15 protein-coding genes are annotated in these 15,323 nt (G+C 37.3%); 6 read left to right on the top strand and 9 right to left on the bottom strand.

All coding sequences use genetic code 11. The features are described 5' to 3' along the window. Window positions 1-53: 53 nt before the first annotated feature. Window positions 54-596: a Gx transporter family protein gene (locus tag DYD17_RS05680; protein WP_115252874.1), complete on the bottom strand. Its 543-nt coding sequence runs from the start codon at window positions 594-596 to the stop codon at window positions 54-56. Window positions 597-755: 159 nt separating this feature from the next. Between DYD17_RS05680 and DYD17_RS05675 the strand changes: the two genes are divergently transcribed. From DYD17_RS05675 to DYD17_RS05655, 5 genes are all read left to right on the top strand, one after another. Next, a complete protein-coding gene (locus DYD17_RS05675) occupies window positions 756-2,648 on the top strand; it encodes an NAD(P)/FAD-dependent oxidoreductase (RefSeq protein ID WP_003050645.1) in 1,893 nt (630 codons plus the stop codon). A gap of 78 nt (window positions 2,649-2,726) precedes the next feature. Further along, window positions 2,727-3,725, top strand: a complete 999-nt coding sequence (locus tag DYD17_RS05670; RefSeq protein WP_003050642.1) for a polyprenyl synthetase family protein — start codon at window positions 2,727-2,729, stop codon at window positions 3,723-3,725. Between the two features lie 90 nt (window positions 3,726-3,815). Continuing rightward, on the top strand, window positions 3,816-4,322 hold the full coding sequence (locus DYD17_RS05665) for an FMN-binding protein (RefSeq protein ID WP_115252872.1): 507 nt from the start codon (window positions 3,816-3,818) through the stop codon (window positions 4,320-4,322). A gap of 70 nt (window positions 4,323-4,392) precedes the next feature. After that, window positions 4,393-5,445 carry an FAD:protein FMN transferase gene (locus DYD17_RS05660; RefSeq protein ID WP_003050637.1) on the top strand — a complete coding sequence of 351 codons (1,053 nt, stop codon included), beginning with the start codon at window positions 4,393-4,395 and terminating at the stop codon, window positions 5,443-5,445. Beyond that, window positions 5,435-6,385: a 1,4-dihydroxy-2-naphthoate polyprenyltransferase gene (locus tag DYD17_RS05655; protein WP_003050631.1), complete on the top strand. Its 951-nt coding sequence runs from the start codon at window positions 5,435-5,437 to the stop codon at window positions 6,383-6,385. Before DYD17_RS05660 ends, DYD17_RS05655 begins: the two co-directional genes overlap by 11 nt. Window positions 6,386-6,456: 71 nt before the next feature. Here DYD17_RS05655 and DYD17_RS05650 read toward each other — a convergent pair whose 3' ends face one another. Together DYD17_RS05650 and xerS are read right to left on the bottom strand one after the other, a co-directional pair. After that, entirely contained in the window at window positions 6,457-6,897 is a 441-nt protein-coding gene (locus DYD17_RS05650) for a NusG domain II-containing protein (RefSeq protein WP_037584945.1), read from the bottom strand. 77 nt (window positions 6,898-6,974) lie between these two features. After that, window positions 6,975-8,045 carry a tyrosine recombinase XerS gene (xerS, locus tag DYD17_RS05645; protein ID WP_115245959.1) on the bottom strand — a complete coding sequence of 357 codons (1,071 nt, stop codon included), beginning with the start codon at window positions 8,043-8,045 and terminating at the stop codon, window positions 6,975-6,977. A gap of 640 nt (window positions 8,046-8,685) precedes the next feature. Between xerS and DYD17_RS05640 the strand changes: the two genes are divergently transcribed. Next, window positions 8,686-9,930, top strand: a complete 1,245-nt coding sequence (locus DYD17_RS05640; RefSeq protein WP_115252871.1) for a peptidoglycan bridge formation glycyltransferase FemA/FemB family protein — start codon at window positions 8,686-8,688, stop codon at window positions 9,928-9,930. Window positions 9,931-9,959: 29 nt separating this feature from the next. Here DYD17_RS05640 and DYD17_RS05635 read toward each other — a convergent pair whose 3' ends face one another. The 6 genes from DYD17_RS05635 to DYD17_RS05610 all read right to left on the bottom strand — a co-directional run bounded on the left by DYD17_RS05635 (window position 9,960) and on the right by DYD17_RS05610 (window position 15,316). Beyond that, window positions 9,960-10,382, bottom strand: a complete 423-nt coding sequence (locus tag DYD17_RS05635; RefSeq protein WP_115252870.1) for a cupin domain-containing protein — start codon at window positions 10,380-10,382, stop codon at window positions 9,960-9,962. 130 nt (window positions 10,383-10,512) lie between these two features. Next, on the bottom strand, window positions 10,513-11,580 hold the full coding sequence (locus DYD17_RS05630) for a HAMP domain-containing sensor histidine kinase (RefSeq protein WP_003050614.1): 1,068 nt from the start codon (window positions 11,578-11,580) through the stop codon (window positions 10,513-10,515). Further along, window positions 11,564-12,256, bottom strand: coding sequence for a response regulator transcription factor (locus tag DYD17_RS05625; protein ID WP_003050611.1), 693 nt, complete (start codon window positions 12,254-12,256; stop codon window positions 11,564-11,566). Before DYD17_RS05625 ends, DYD17_RS05630 begins: the two co-directional genes overlap by 17 nt. Before the next feature lie 78 nt (window positions 12,257-12,334). After that, window positions 12,335-13,018: an ABC transporter ATP-binding protein gene (locus tag DYD17_RS05620; RefSeq protein WP_115245955.1), complete on the bottom strand. Its 684-nt coding sequence runs from the start codon at window positions 13,016-13,018 to the stop codon at window positions 12,335-12,337. Window positions 13,019-13,020: 2 nt separating this feature from the next. After that, window positions 13,021-14,109 carry an ABC transporter permease gene (locus DYD17_RS05615; RefSeq protein WP_003050605.1) on the bottom strand — a complete coding sequence of 363 codons (1,089 nt, stop codon included), beginning with the start codon at window positions 14,107-14,109 and terminating at the stop codon, window positions 13,021-13,023. Window positions 14,110-14,290: 181 nt separating this feature from the next. Further along, entirely contained in the window at window positions 14,291-15,316 is a 1,026-nt protein-coding gene (locus DYD17_RS05610) for a Gfo/Idh/MocA family oxidoreductase (RefSeq protein ID WP_115252869.1), read from the bottom strand. Between the last annotated feature and the right edge of the window lie 7 nt (window positions 15,317-15,323).

Raw genomic sequence — 15,323 nt, 5'->3', positions numbered from 1 at the left:
TGGAGGTCATTAGAGCGCCTCCAGTTTTTTACGTAATTTTATTTATGCAAATACTAAATAATCCAATCATCTAGTAACTCTTGATGAAACTGTTTCAGAGGGGTTACCTTTAGCAGCAAATAGTTGCCTGCTAGTCCAACAAAGAAACCTGATAAAATACCGCTGAAAGAGAGTATAGGGAGATAATTAAGCACTAACCAAGACCTTGCAATAAAACCAAAAACCAGTAATTGACCTACATTATGCATGATGCCGCCGAGAGTCGAAATCCCGATCACACTCACCCGTTTAGGACCTAACGCTTTTAAGCTTAACATCACTAGAAAACTCAAAAGTGTCCCTGAAAAACCATAAAGAAAGGTTGAAAAAGTTCCACTTAAAAAAGTTGAAATAGACAGTTTTAACAAAATAACCTTGGCACTATCTATAGGTTTTAAGGTAAATAAAGCTAATACGGTAATGAGATTGGCTAAGCCCAACTTAGCCCCTGGTGCAAAAGCAAATGGCGTAGGAATAAAGCGTTCATAGAAGGAAATGACCACCGCCTGCGCTGCCAGCATCGTAATAAATAATAATTTTTGAGATTGTTTGTTCATAGCCGTTCTTTCTATCTCTTAATACACCCCATTTTAACACAAGAGCCGGCCAAAAAGTCAATATAAACGATTATTCTGTGACCGTTCTATTAATATCATCTTGAATATCACTAGATAGTATGATATAATAGTCCATGAAAACGTTAACGGAGGACACCTATGACACACAATATTGTCATTGTCGGTGCTGGTTATGCGGGAATTGCTTCCGCTAGATACTTGGCAAAAACATTTAAAAAACAAGATGACGTCAGCATCACCCTGATTGATAAAAACTCATTTCAAACTTATATGACCGAGCTGCATGAAGTAGCAGCTGGACGTGTTGAACCTGAAGCCATTAAATATGACTTGCAACGTATTTTTAAAAAATACCCAAAAGTTCAATTAGTGACTGATAAGGTCGTAGCCATTGATTACGACCTTAAAAAAGTCCAAGCAGAACATCAAACCCTTGACTTTGATTACTTGATCTTAGCCATGGGAGGAGAAGCCAACGATTTTGGAACACCAGGCGTCAAAGAACATGGTTTTAGCTTATGGTCAATCGAAGCAGCAGAAGCTCTACACTATCATATTCTAGATGCTTGTTACCGCGCTATGCAAGAGCACGATGTGGCTAAACGCAGAGCTCTCTTAACCTTTACTGTTATTGGTGCTGGTTTCACTGGTATTGAGATGATTGGGGAACTCATTGATTGGGTACCAATTCTTGCCAAACAATTCAAGCTGGATGTTAAAGACTTCTCCTTAAAAGTAGTAGAAGCCATGCCATCTATTTTGAATATGGTGACCGAAAAAGAACAAACTAAAGCCCAAAAATACCTTATCAAAAAAGGGGTTGAGCTTGTCCTGGCTGATGGTGTTGCTAGCGTCGAAGAAGATGCTCTTTACCTTAGCTCCGGTCGCAAAATTGATACCTATACTTCTATTTGGACAGCAGGAGTCAAAGCAAATACTGACACAAGTGAGTTTGACATTGAAAAAGCTCGCGGAGGGCGCCTCGTTGCGAACCAGTACATGGAAACTTTGGAACATCCAAATGTCTATGTTACTGGTGACTTGGTTTATTATGAAGATCAAAACCAAGATGGCAAACCAACCCCGCAAATTGTTCAAGCTGCTGAGCAAACTGGTAAAACAGCTGCCCAAAACATTGCTGCAACTATCAAGAAAACTGAAAAAGTTAGCTACAAAGGTAAGTATGACGGCTTTATGGTTTCCATCGGCTCCAAATATGGAGTTGCCTATTTGATGGATAAATTCCATATGTCTGGCTTCTTGGCTATGGCTGTTAAACACTTTACAAACTTACTTTACTTCTTTACGATTAGTAGTTTCTTTAATATCGGGGCTTACCTTAAACATGAATTCTTCGATATTAAAGATGGCCGTAATATTTTTGGAAGTAATTTATCCAGTAAAGGGAACCGTTTATGGTTAGTTCCTCTACGAGTTTTCTATGGATCGTTATGGCTGTACGAAGGTCTTAAAAAAGCCTTTGGTTTGTTTGGAACCGAGTCTTGGTTTGGTGATAAAGTTGTCTTCCCATTCCCATGGCTACAAAAAGCCGCTGAGGTAACTTCTGGTGCTTCAGAAGCAGGTGGTGAAGCTGCTGCCAAGGGCGCAGGTGAAATGGCTAAGCAAATTTTTGGATTGAGCTATACCTATGGTGAAGAACCCATGCAAGTGCTTAAATCAATGCCTCACTGGTTTGAATCACTGATGAAAATCATGATGCCAAACCAAGAAGTGGCCCTATTTATGCAAAAAATGATGACCTGCTTAGAGATTGCAATTGGTCTTGCCTTAATTGTAGGAGCCTTTGTCTGGTTAGTCAGCGCTGCTACAGCAGCTTTAGTGGTTATGTTCAGCTTATCCGGCATGTTCTACTGGGTAAACATTTGGTTCATTCCTGTCGCCATTGCTTTAATGGCAGGAGCAGGAAGAAGCTTTGGACTTGACTATTGGATCATGCCTTGGTTAGGAAATCGTCTAGATAGATGGATATATGGTAAGCCCAAACACCTTTATCTAAGGAAAAATCATTAAGTCGGCCTATAGCGAGAATAAACTCTTACTAGCCCTATCTTGGACTAAGGCAGACAACAAGTAAAGGAGAAATTAGTTGTGATTCATGCCATTTGGAAACATCATGGTGACATCGAAGAGGCATTAGTCAGCGTTAAGCACATCATGATTTCTGAAATGTCATCGCTGCCTCCTGATATTAAAACGACTATTTTAGACTACATCAATGCTTCAGGAAAGTACCTTCGAGCTGGTCTTTGTCTCTATCTTGAAAAAGAAATCCAAGGGGAAATCTCTCAAGGAAAACTGTATCTTGCAGCAGCTATCGAAACCTTTCATTTAGCTACCCTTATCCACGATGATGTTATTGATGAGGCAGAGTTAAGAAGAAATATCAAGCCTCTACATCAGGTCTATTCTAATAAAATAGCTATCTATGCTGGTGATTACCTCTTGTCCTATGCGGGACGATTGGCTACTAGGGGAGCACAACTTCTAAATATCAAAGATAACTGGGAAGACAACGGGCCTCTTCCTTATCACATCGTGGAACGTATTTTAGCTGGAGAATTAGCACAACTTATGAACCAGCACAATAGTCAAATGACTATGAAAGCCTATTTAAAACAAATAAAAGGTAAAACAGCCTTTCTATTTGGCTTGGCATGTCAGCTGGGAACTTGGTATCCTAAGATTCCTCAGAAAACCTCTAAGGCAGCCTACCAGTTAGGTATCTTTCTGGGAATGGCCTTTCAACTGTCAGATGATTTAATTGATTATCGTCTGAGGGCTGATCAATCCGGTAAACCTAGATTACAGGATGTTCAAAATGGTATCTATACTGCACCGCTGATTCTAGGAATGGTGCAGTCAGAAACTATCAAACATTTGGTTGACAAGCACCAATCTGTGGAATGGAAAGAAGAAGAACTAACACTACTTCATAATCATTTGCTAAATACACAGGCTTTTGAAGGAACTGAAGCGTTAATTGAGAAATATCTTGTGAAAATTAGGCAGACCAGTGGCCTATTGCCACTCAATCATCAAGAAGGTTTTTTAACCTTTACGGAACACATTTTAGCTAGACGGTACTAACAAAAATTAGTAAGGGCTTACAAAAACGGTCGACTTTTCACCACTTTTATGGTAAACTAATTAGAGGAAATTAAATTGGAGGTCTTTTTAATGAAAAAGAAATTATTAACAGGTTCCCTGTTAGTTGCATCACTTGTTATGCTTGCTGCATGTGGTAGTAAGTCAGAGAATAAATCAGCAACCTCATCAGAAACTAAAACTGAAAAAGTTGCAAAATCTACTGATAATAAAGCTATGCTTAAAGATGGCACTTATAAAGCTGAGTCAGCATTTGACGAACGTGGCTGGAAAGTCGTTCATACTATTACCGTTGCAGATGGTAAAATCACAGCATCAGACTTTGGATACGAAAATAAAGACGGTAAACTCAAAGCTGATGATGAAGAATACAACAAAAACATGAAGGCAAAATCAGGCGTTTCTTCAAAAGAAGCCACTGAAAACTTAAACAGCCAACTTGTTGAAAAACAAAAACTTGATGATGTTGAAGTTGTTTCAGGAGCTACACATACTTCAGAAAACTTCAAAAAATCAACTGAGGCACTTCTTGAAGCAGCTAAAGAAGGTAAAACAGATACTATTGACTTAGGCAAATAAGTTACTATCAGAACCGAGGAGTTGAGGGAACCCTTAACTCTTTGGTTTTTTTATGATAAAAGGAGGACTTATGAAATCTCTCAAATGCCTTGTTGCAATTCTTATCTACTTATGCTTAGGAGCTTGCCAAAAAGAAAATGCCAGCCAATTAGCTGTTAGTGATTCTCCACTTGTTCGGACAGAACCCTTGTTGCACACTGTTGTTCAGCTCAGCATTTACCATGATCATCAAGAAAAAACAATGACTGAAGCGATTCAATACATCAAAGACATGGAAAAACTCTTATCTACCAATCTGGAAGGATCGGATGTTTATCGCATTAATCACCAAGCTGGTCAAAAATCAGTGACAGTTGACCCTAAAACCTACACTATCATTAACGCGGCGAAGCAAATGGCCGAAGCCAGTCATGGAAAATTCGATATTGCTATAGGCGCTATTACGAATTTATGGCGCATTGGAGACGATATTGCTAGATTACCAAGCAAAGAAGAAATAGAAGCGGCTCTTCCTTATATTAATTATCAGAACATTCATCTTAATGACAAGGATAAATCAGTTTTTATTGAAAAGGGCATGACCTTAGAGTTAGGAGCTATTTCAAAAGGTTATATCGCTGACGGCGTTAAAGCCATTTTAAAAAAACACAAGGTCAATACTGCCATTATTAATCTGGGAGGAAATGTGTTAGTCCTTGGCACCTCTCCTAAAAATCCTAAAGAAGGATGGAACGTTGGCGTTCAAAATCCAGATCAAGTGCGAGGAGATACTGTTGGTACTGTTCATCTCAAAGACCAGTCCATTGTTACCTCAGGTATTTACGAACGCTTTTTAGAAGTTGACGGTAAAAAGTACCATCATATTATGGACCCCAAAACAGGTTACCCTGTTGAGAATAATATTTCCGGCGTCACCGTTTATACTAAAACCTCCTTGCAGGGAGATGAACTCTCGACCACTCTCTTTTTATTAGGAATCGAAGACGGCCTTAAGTTTATTAATAAGATGGATCACGTAGAAGCTGTTTTTATTGATAAACAAAATGGTGTCCATCTCAGTAAGGGACTGAAAAACAAATTTAGCTTAACCAATAAGGAGTATCATATCATCAATGGAAACTAAACCACTGACCTTGCCCGTTTTCTTGGAATTTGTTGAATTAAAAACAAAGGTAGCTAGTGTCTTTCCCATGTGTATTGGATTTGCTTGGAGTCAATGGCAATATCATCAGCTAAATGTGACCAATAGTTTATTGTTTGCTTTAGCTGTGATTGCCTTTGACATGTGTACAACAGCTATTAACAACACTATGGACTATCACAAAGCTTATGATGTCAGCTATCAGCGTGACGAAAATGTTATCGGAAAGCACCAACTCAATTTCAAAAGCATGACCAATATCATTTATGGCTTGCTAATCTTTGCATCGCTTATTTCCCTGCTATTAGTGGTCAGAACAGATCTTTTGTTGTTACCTTTCGGAGCTCTTTGCTTTTTAATCGGTATTTTTTATACCTTTGGTCCCTATCCACTGTCTAGACTTCCTTTAGGAGAATTATTCTCGGGAGTTACCATGGGATTTGGTATTTTTTTCCTTGCGATTTATGTTCAAGACCCTCACCAGCTTTTTTACAGCCATTGGAATAGTGAGAGCATTTCCATAACGCTAAAGTGGATGCAAGCCTTAAAAATTGGACTCATGTCTCTTCCTTTAGTGGCTCTTATTGCTAATATTATGCTCGCTAATAACATTTGTGACTATCAGCAAGACCTAAAAAACAGACGGTATACCTTGGTTTACTATTTAGGTGAACAGCATAGCCTTTATCTGTATACTGCCTTGCATAGCTTGGCTTGGCTAATGTTCGTCCTATTTATCATTTGGAAGTGGTTGCCTTTAATCGCATTCCTAGTCTTTTTAGCTTACCCCATTAGTTTCAAAACACTCTTAACCTTTTTAAAGAAACAAGTGAAACAAAAAACATTTATTGAATCCATTAAGAATTTTGTCTTAGTCAGCAGCATCTATTTACTGTTACTCATTATTCTTTGTTTCATCTAAAAAAACAACCTCAGTTTATTGGGATAATCTAACATCACCAAAGTGCTAAGGTTGTTTTAATATGCTAGTAATTAAAGGGGTAGAATAAGCTCATCTTCTTCATTTTGAGGTGAATCATCACTTGACCCTTGAATTTCAATAATCAGTTTATGAGGAAGGCAGACAGACACCTGACCTGGCTGACTAATCCAGCCAGTTTTTACGGCAATCTGATCAGGACTATTGTCTTCTTTAACGCGGATACGTTTACCGTCAATTTCAATGATATTATAATGCCCTTTTTGTGGATAGTAGGTCTTTTCTTGATGCTTTCCTCCTTTTTTCAAAGGAAATTCATCAGCTACCTGACCATTAATTTTGACCACAGCTACTAAATTCTGGGGCGAAGCAGTAGTTGGGTGATAGTAGGTCGTTACAACTAATGGGATAAAGGAAATCAGAATAGCCAGGGTAACCAATAGATAGTCGTACGGTTTGAAATAAGATAGAATTGGTATTAGTTTTTTCTTCACAGTATTATTTTAATTAAATTTTTGCAAAATGTAAATAATTCGGTATTTATTTTACATAATTATTTTTATGTATTTTTTTATAATTTGTCTAAGGCGTTTTTTTGTTCATCGTTAACAATATGTGTATACAAATCGGTAACTTGAGTCGATGCATGCCCCAATTGATGACTGACCAAAACCTGGGACTTGGTCGCATCATAAAGACGTGTGGCTAATGTGTGTCGTAACTTATGGGGAGTCACACGAATTTTAAAATCTTGAGAGTATTTACCAACCATTTTTTCAATACTGGAGGCATCCATGCGATTAGGGACCCCTCGATATTCCGTTAAAAAGAAGGCAAGGTCTTGTTTTTCAGCCTTATAACGATTCTTGCGAATAGCCAGATAAGCTTCTAAATAAGGTTTAGCAAAACCTGCAACATTCACTGAATCTCGTTTTCCCCCTTTGCGGATAACCTCGATAACCATCATATTAAGATTAACATCTTTTAAATCAAGATTAACGGCTTCTGATAGACGAACGCCTGAGGCCAGTAGTAGGGCAATAATTGCTAGATCTCTCTCTTTATTTTTACGGAAAGAAGATTTGGCACGATTGGATAATTTGAGTTCATAATCCTTATCTACATACTCTAGAAAACCCATGGTTTCATCTCCTAAAAAAAGCTTTTGTTTAATGTTTTCAGCTCTAGAAGCTAGGGTTTCTTTTTTCTTCTTCGTGGACACCTTCTTCATGACATTCCGATAGAAATAAGGCTCTCCCTGATCATTTTCAACCTCTTCAGTCAAATATTTATAAAGACTTGATAAAGCAGACAAGGTGCGATTAATCGTTGTTTGAGAAAGACCCTGTTTGGTGGAATAAGTATTAAGAGAAGGGCGTTCTCTTAGGTACAGAACAAAGGCCTCTAAATCTTTCTTAGTCAAGTGTTCAAGAGTCGCTAAATCGATATCAGCAATGACAGTCGCATCCGTTAAGTCAGCATCCATTAACCAGTCAAAAAAACGTTTGTATTCTTTTAAATACTCATATAGGGTTGTAAAACTGTATGGGACAGCCAATTTTGACTGATAGTATTCTAACACATACCAAGGCATGATAGCTTTATAAGTTTCAATTTTTTCGAGTAACAAATCACGTCTCATATTATATTTCCTTTTTAAATACCTTATGATTAGAGAAATCGTTCTAACAGAAGTATATCATACCCTTACATATTTTTCAAGAAAATTATAGTTTTTCGGAAAGATATAGCAGAGAAAAATAGCTGTCTCTCTCCTGTCCTTGTTTTTACTAATTTCCCTGCATCTCTGCAGATACAACTATTTTTAGGTTACGTACGTATAATTTAACAATTACCTTCCCAAACTGTTTTTTAAAACCTCTGAAATCGTCCATGTTGTTTTTGATCATCTTCATTTTAATCTATTTTTTCTTCGTGTCGTGTCTTTCTGTTAAGGCTCACCTTATTAGCTTTTTAGGTTTCATTTCCTTTGTTTATAGCTATTCAATTCATGTTAGCCTAATTTAATCCTGTGAAATCACTTTTAGTAACTCTTTGAGGTTTTTGACTAATTTTCTAGCTCAAGGAAATGCTTGTTTTAATTCTCTAGTTTATACTCTATAGACTAATGTTAACTTGTTAAAAAAATATTTTTTCAAATGTGAGAAACATTTTCACACAATTGTTATTTAATTGTAATATATATGTAACAATAAGACATGCAAAAGAAATCTTTTTGTGATGCTGAATCTGAATTTCTGGAGAAATGTTAGGATCCTACTATGAAAATCATTAGTGCTACTGCATCGGAATTTTTAGCTGCCCAAGAAACTTTTTTAACCTCTAATATACTACAATCTCATCAGATAGCTGAACTGCAAGAAGAACGCAATCATTATAACAAAGTTGAACGCTTATTGTTCCTTGAAGATGGACAAGTGGTTGGCTTGGCAGTTGTGGATTACCGGAAAAAATGGAAATATTTCCAAGAACCATTGGTCATTCAAGGTCCTGTCTTAGATTATTCAAATCCCTCTCTAGTTATTCAGGCAATCCAATCATTGGAACACCATGTCCGTCAACAACAGGCTATCAGCCTAATGTGCCACCCCTGTCTTATTGATCAGCGTAAGGATGAAAACTTGGCCATTATTAGTCAGAATGAGAATCAAGAGATTGCTGATGTATTTAGGCGTTTAAGTTACAACCTTTATTTCGATTCTGATTACTTATTCAATGGGATGATGCAAGTCTTTTTGAAAGACCTCCGACCGTATCGTAATTATCAAGAGATTGAGGCAAGTTTCTCCAATTCCCTCAAACGGAACATCAAGAAATATAGAAATTCTCACGTCAAAGTAAAAGAGTTGACAGCTACAGAAATTCCCTTATTTTATGATATTTTACAGCAAACTTCTCATCGGAAATCATTTAGTATCCAAGACCTTTCTTTTTTTGAAACCCTCAAAGATAAGTTGGGAGATCAGGCAAAGTTTATGTATGCTTATCTTGACTGCGCATCCTATCAAACCTATCTAAAGGATCACATCAATCGGTATCAGGAAGAAATTAAAGATTTAGAGAATAAAGCAGATTCTAAAAAACGTAACACAGTTATCAAAAATGCGACGCAACAGTTAACCAGTTACCAAAAACGTTGGCAGGAATTCCAAAAACTTCAGGTAAAAACTGACCATTTACCTCTTTCGTCCTACCTTTTTATCGACTACGGTGATGAATTGCTTAGTTACTTTGGAGGTAATATTCAAGAATACTTTATTTTTGGGGGAGCAACTTTAATTAATTGTGACATGATTCGATATGCTAAAGAATCTGGTCTTTCTTATTTTAACTTTGGAGGTACCATCGAAGTTGATCAATCTCAAGAAGGAATTGGTAATTTTAACTACAAGAAACAATTTGGCGGACAGCTTGTTCAATATTTAGGGTCTTTCACTAAACCATTAACAGTAATAGGTAAATGCCTTCTTTTCATGAGCACCACATTCAAAAAGCAACACCACTAATCAACCAGTGGTGTTGCTTTTTGAATCATTTAATCTTCGTTAGGATCATTTTTAGCATCTTCATGCGTGTGATGAATGGTACCAAAAACGTGGTCTGGACCAGCATAAATTGAGTAGATTTTTAGTGGAGTATCGCCAATATTTTGAACATTGTGCCAAGTATCTGCAGGAACTAAAATAGCATCATCTCCTTCAACAACTTGCTCAAAATCAAGATAGTCTTCTGAATCTCCCATTTGACATAACCCTTTTCCAGATTCAATCCGTAAAAATTGGTCTATACCGTGATGAATTTCTAACCCGATATCATCGCCAGGCTCAATACTCATTAAGGTGACTTGGAGTTTCTCCCCAGTCCAAATGGTTGTACGGTAATTATCATTTTGTTTGGTATAATCTTCAATATCAACAACAAAACGTTCTTTACCATGGTCTTTATAATCGAATGTCATAATATTGTCCTCCTTTATTAGGCACTAGACTCATCCGAAATAAATCTGTACCCCAATGGTATCATAAAAACGTTTTCAAGTCAAAGGAAAGCATTGCTACTGACTAATGAACAATGAGTATCTACTCGCTTTAGTCACTCATACTTTTAGGAAAACAAACTACTATCTCTGTTCCTTCACCTAATATCGAATCAACAGCTAACTTGGCACCTAAGCGCTGACTAATTTTCTTCACGATTGTTAACCCTAAGCCATAGCCTTGCTGAGAATGGGAACTCTCTGCTTGGTAAAATTCTTCAAACATACGATGCTTAACCGCGTCTGACATGCCTATTCCCTTATCTCTGATGATGACCTCCACCATGTTATCATGTTCCTCGCAAAAAATACTCAAGTCTACAGGAAGTGACGGTTTACTATATTTGATAGCATTGTCAATCAGGTTAGTCCAGATTTGCATGCACAAGTCTGGGATTGTTTCAAGGGTAACCGCATCTGATTGAAAGTCAATCTGCAGTTCCTTGTCCTGCCATTTTTCAGCTAACAAAATAAGAGCATGTCGTAGTTGTTCATCAATGCGAACGCTTTGGACTTGATAGTCCCCTTTTTCGAGACGGGATAGATTTAATAAATCATCACACAAACGTGATAAACGCTTGGTTTCAGACTGCATGAGTTCTAGTAACTCTTGTTGCTCTTTTTCAGGGACGTTCTTATCCAATAATAACTCACTGATACCTGATAGGGAAGCAACCGGGGTCTTCAATTCATGCGAAACATTTGAAATAAACTCTTGACGCATGATTTCTATTTGCTGAAGATCTTTTGTCATTGTGTTGAAGTTATGTGCTAACTCATCAATTTCATTATGAAAAGCTGCTTTTTGATGTGGGTATTTCCGGCGATTGATTTGAACGGATAAATCCCCTTTAGATACTCTTGTAACCGCATCATTCAATTGACTAATTGGCCGAGTCAGGTAGATGGAGCCATACCACATGCACAAGGAACCTATGACAATACTGATGAAACAGGCAATAGCTGCTATCAGATGGATATCATGGCTGCTCAGGATATAATAATTCAGCAAGGCTGCTAATAAAATTCCTATCAAACAAGAAAAAATAAGAATGCTACAAAAAACCCAAACAAAATAATATCTAAGTGAGAAGGCTAGTTCTTTAGGAGGTTTGTCCATGATTAATTTGTCCTTTATACCCTAAACCACGTATGGTGATAATATCAAAATCTTGATAATCTTTGCATTTTTGGCGGATGCGTTTGATGCAGGCGTCAACCACGCGCTCATCGTAATCCTCTTCCATCCCCCAAATATCATCAAGCAAATCCAAACGGGTAAATATTTTCTGAGGAGTGCTCAAAAGCTTATACAAGACATAAAATTCCTTGGGAGGCAGTTGCTCAATACGACCTGTTTTGAGATCTGTTAAGGTCAAAGATTGGTATTGCAGCTTACAGTTAGCCAGTTGCAATTCTTGTTCATGCTCTAGCTTAACCCGTCTAAGCAGGGCTTTAATGCGCAACACCAATTCAGATAAGATAATGGGCTTAACAAGATAATCATCAACACCTAACTGAAAAGCTTCTTCTAAGGATTCAAATTGAGATTTTGCTGTCATCATTAAGATCGGTAACTGCTGACCACTTTCTCGGAGCAGTTTTACAAGGCTATAACCATCCATAACAGGCATCATAATATCAACCACCATTAGATCAATGTGCGTGTTCTCTAAATAATTTAAGGCTTCTTGGCCATTAGAAGCTACATGAACATGATAACCTTCTTGACTTAGTTTAGTTGAAATTACTTTTTGGAGAGACCAATCATCTTCCACTACTAAAATAGCAAACATTACTTTCTCCTCACCTTATACATTTATTCTTTAGTACGCTACCTCATATTGGTTACATTATATCATGTTTCAGAAAAATCATAGGAAGATTTTATAGAGCTTTCCATGTTTCAGTTCGTAGACAGTATCTACAAATTCTAGTATCCGTTGATCATGTGTTACCATGACAGCAGCCTTATTCTGCTCCTTCACTTCTTTTTGTATTAAAGCAGCGATTTCACGTCCCCTGTCTTCATCCAAACTAGCCGTTGGTTCATCTGCTAAGATCAATTGAGGATGGCTGATGAAAGCCCTAGCGATTGCTACCCGTTGTTTCTGACCACCCGATAACTGACTTGGATATTTGTTTTTGGACTCTAGTATGCCAAGTTGATCCAGTAACTCAACCATTTCTTGACGACTTTCCTCTTTTGTTTGATCTGACGACAAGTTGGCTACCAGTTGTAATTGTTCTGAAATGGTTAAATAAGGAAGTAGTTGATGATTTTGGAAAATAAAACCAATTAATTCTCGACGTTTCTTTGTCCACTCACTTTGTTTGAGTTGGGTAAGCTCTTGTCCAGCAATATGCAATTGACCAGAATCGCTTGATAATAATAAGCCTGCAATGGTTAATAAAGTCGACTTTCCTGATCCAGATGGTCCCAAAACAGCAACAAATTCCCCCTCCGAAACACTTAAGTTAACCTGATCTAAAATCACCTTTGATTGATCACCATCCTGGAAGCTTTTTGAAATATTTGTTAATTCTAAAATCGCCATATTTATTCCTCATTTCCACTAATAACTTGAACGGGATCGACTTGTTTCACTTTTAAAAGTGTTAAACAACCGCAGATCATCGCAATAATAAAGAAACTAGCTGTTACTAAAAACACATCAGACCACACCAGATAAAAGGGCATGCTAGCAGGTAATATTTGAGCTAGTAAAGTCGCCACAGCCACCCCAATACCTAAGCCTAAAAAGGCTAAAATGCCTATCTGCGATAACTGTATTCCTGCTATTTCTGTCATGGACATGCCGATTGCTTTTAAGACCCCAAATTGTTTTAATTTTTGGAGGGTCAAGATATAAAAGAAAACCCCTAAGATAGCAGATGACGCTATGAGTAGCACCCAAGTAATCATGGTTAAGGTCATGTTTTCAGCAGCATAACCTGGAATTTTTGAAATAACGGTCTTTTGACTAAAGCTCTTTATTCCTTCTGGTAATTGAGCAGCCTTAACTGTTTTTTTAGTGAGGTAAGCTTGTGGCGCCCACTGATAAGACGGTAGACTTTCTTTTCGTAAGGTTTCAAATGTCGCATTACTGATAAAAGCCACTGGACTGTGCCCATACATCGCATCTTTGGCAAATCCTGATACCACTAATGTCTTTTTTGAGGCAACATCTTTGACCACATCACCAATTTGAATGCCTTTTTCTTCAAAAGATTGGTCTAAAACAATGCTATTTTTTTGATGGAATAAACCCTGTCCTGATGTTAATTTTGGCTCTATCAATTGACCATTTTCAATAGCAAAATAAGTTACATCCTCTTTTTTATCAGATGATAACTGGCTAATGCTAGCGCGTTGAATTGCTAGCCCATTTGATGTATCAATGTTAGATTTCTTCAACTTATCGAGTTGCTTATTAGTCATCGTAGAAAATGTGATGAGCCCCTCAGAATCGCTTGATAGCAAATAAGTCACTTTCCCGTAATTCTCAATCTGTGAGCTTACTGCCCTACCTAATCCATTAGTTAGTCCCGTTAAAAAAACAACCATAAACATCATCACAATAATCAAAAGTTCAATAAGGATGAATTTTTTAGGATGATGTGCAATCTCTTTCCAAGCTATTATCATTTTTCGGCCTCCTTTTTAATATGTTCTTATTTTAGAACACTTTTGTGACCTGAATATGACCAAAAAAAACTCTTTATAGCCTTCCAAAGATTCATATAAAGGGAGCGACCCTTTAGCAATCGATGGGTATAGCTACAAAGAGTTAGATGGTTAATAGCTTATTGTGTAAAAGTTATTGAGATCAGTGGTTTTGTTCTTTCATTTGACAAATACCTTCTTCGAGAATCTCTATCTGAGTAATTGTTTCGTCATCTTTTACAAGTTTAGGTTTCCCCAAGCAAATACTATCATAAATAGCTTGGTACATTTGAGCATAGGAACCTTTTTCTGAAATGACTTTTTCGTCATGGTAACCCCCTTGATCGTCAATATAAGTTAGGGTGCCATAAGCCTCTGGTCTATCTATACCGAAATCAGTGTTGGTCGGCATGTAAAAGCGTTTCAAATCTTCTTCTTGACGATCCTTAACAGCTTTCACAAACATTCCCTTTTTACCATAAACGACAAAGCTTGGTCTTTCTTTAATTCGAAAATAACTCGATTTAATAGAGACTTTGAGGCTATTCGGATAATAAAAATCCAAATCAAAATAATCGTTCATGCGTCCCTCACCTAACAGTTGACGCACATCATAATGAACCTTATTAGGTTTTCCAAAATAAGAAATAACTTGATCAACGGTATGACACGCATGCCCATACAAATAGGACGTGTTCAAAGAATACTGTTCAACACTTTCTGGAATTTCTGGACGAAAATAGTCAAAGTGCATTTCGACTTCTAAGACATCTCCTAAAACACCTGAGTTGATTACCTTTTGAACCGTTAGAAAATCAGTATCAAATCGGCGATTTTGATAGGCCTGTAAAAACACGCCTCTTTGCTTAGCCAAATCAAATAATTCTTTGGCTTCTGCTGCTGTCTCGGTAAATGGTTTTTCAACCAAGGTATTTTTACCTGCTTCCAAACACTGCTTAGCCACTGCATAATGAGCAGATGGAGGGATGGATAAAATAACAAGTTGGATGTCTGGATCGTTTAGGACCTCATAAATGTTATCGGTATAAGTAACCCCTTCTAGTGGCTCCCAAGGACTAGGAAAAGGATCATAAATTGTTTTAATATGAATGTCTTTTAGTTGTTTAGCAAATGGAATGTGGTAGCGATTGGTGCTCTTTCCGTTACCAATATAGGCAATTGTTAGCATGGTAGCC

The sequence above is a fragment of the Streptococcus dysgalactiae subsp. dysgalactiae genome (genome assembly GCF_900459225.1).
Lineage (GTDB): Bacteria > Bacillota > Bacilli > Lactobacillales > Streptococcaceae > Streptococcus > Streptococcus dysgalactiae.
This window is presented reverse-complemented; position numbering and strand designations above follow the sequence as displayed.